This is a genomic window from Sphingopyxis sp. NFH-91, assembly GCF_021401285.1.
GTDB lineage: Bacteria > Pseudomonadota > Alphaproteobacteria > Sphingomonadales > Sphingomonadaceae > Sphingopyxis > Sphingopyxis terrae_A.
In genome coordinates this window covers 1-1,175 of the sequence record NZ_JACBGA010000033.1, presented here as the reverse complement: position 1 = coordinate 1,175, position 1,175 = coordinate 1, and the positions used below count along the sequence as shown (strand labels likewise).

Here is a 1,175-nt window from a genome sequence, read left to right as displayed (position 1 = left end):
GCGGCAGATAGATCTGGGCCAAGCCATGGTCGAAGCGGGCCTTGCAGTTGCGTTGCCTCAGTTTAGCGATCGCTATCTCGGCGCCGAGGCGCGCGCCAAGGCCCTCAAACTGGGCATCTGGGGTTCCGACTTCCAACAGCCGGTCGACTATCGGGCCGCCAGTCCCAGGGCACATCGGGCCAAGCCGCAGGCATCCGCCGTGCGCCAGCCTATTGCATCGTCGGCGCCGTCCGGCGTCTATTACCGCAATTGCAATGCGGCGTGGGCAGCGGGTGCCGCGCCGTTATACCGCGGTCAGCCCGGGTATCGGCCAGAAATGGATGGCGACGGCGATGGCGTGGCGTGCGAACCATTTCGGCGGCGATGAGCATTTAGGCTGGGTTGTTAGGAGTTCAGCCGAAGTTTCTGGCGCGGTGTTGCGACTTTGCGTAGGCCAAAGTCATGACGATGATTGGCACGAGAATCGAAGAGACAGGGACGTTGCTCCGCGACGCGGGCGGTTTCTCGCTTCGCCGTGACCTTGGCGGCCGGTGGCGGCTCGACTTACACCGCGTTCCTGTCGACCATATCGAAAAGCGTGTTCGCATTACCGGCATCGTGGTGAGCGAAGACCTGGTGGATGTCGACGGTGTAGCGCCTGAGAATTTTGTTCCCTCGCCGCTCGCGGCTGGAGCGTAGCGCTAGTGCGCCGCCCCCGCCGCTAAAACAGATATTTAAGCGCCTGCCACGCCCCGACGAGGAATGAGCCGCCCACCAGCACGGTCGCAATCCAGAATTCGATAGCGAGCGCCCGGTCGCGCCATTTGGGTCTTCGTTCTTGCATAGGCTCGGCATGACAGCGCGAAATATTGTAGGAAAGCGATTAATCCACGCTTGGTGGCGACAACATCCTACGGAATAGGCGACACCCCCCGAACTCACATTCAGGCGTGCGATACCGCCGACTCTGGCCGATTGCGGCCGGGCAGCTCTTATGTTCGTTTACAAGGGCTTTGGGCATGCCAGTATCCTCTCATCAGCATTGATGAAGCAAATTGGTTGAAGCTGATGTGCAAGTTAGCGTCCGCGCTCGTGGTGTAATTTCCGGTGTAGGCGATGGTGTATTCCGGGGTGGGGCATGCCCCACCCCGGAATGCGGCGTCGCTGGTGGCCACCGGGTTCATCGTTATGGTGGA

4 protein-coding genes are annotated in these 1,175 nt (G+C 60.9%); 2 read left to right on the top strand and 2 right to left on the bottom strand.

Features of this window, described 5'->3' with window-relative positions:
• The coding region (locus tag L0963_RS19585; RefSeq protein ID WP_234181509.1) for a thermonuclease family protein at nt 1-367 on the top strand (367 nt) is incomplete at its 5' end.
• Between the two features lie 74 nt (nt 368-441).
• Nucleotides 442-678 carry a DUF5818 domain-containing protein gene (locus tag L0963_RS19580; RefSeq protein ID WP_234181507.1) on the top strand — a complete coding sequence of 79 codons (237 nt, stop codon included), beginning with the start codon at nt 442-444 and terminating at the stop codon, nt 676-678.
• Between the two features lie 22 nt (nt 679-700).
• Here L0963_RS19580 and L0963_RS19755 read toward each other — a convergent pair whose 3' ends face one another.
• Together L0963_RS19755 and L0963_RS19575 are read right to left on the bottom strand one after the other, a co-directional pair.
• Entirely contained in the window at nt 701-823 is a 123-nt protein-coding gene (locus L0963_RS19755; RefSeq protein ID WP_267960792.1) for a hypothetical protein, read from the bottom strand.
• Nucleotides 824-971: 148 nt separating this feature from the next.
• Nucleotides 972-1,175 (bottom strand): hypothetical protein (locus L0963_RS19575; protein WP_234181505.1); only part of this gene is annotated, 204 nt, incomplete at its 5' end.

Bases quoted from the DNA above. Each gene is read 5' to 3' on its own strand.
- L0963_RS19755 (WP_267960792.1), bottom strand. From the start codon at position 823: ATGCAAGAACGAAGACCCAAATGGCGCGACCGGGCGCTCGCTATCGAA.
- L0963_RS19580 (WP_234181507.1), top strand. From the start codon at position 442: ATGACGATGATTGGCACGAGAATCGAAGAGACAGGGACGTTGCTCCGC.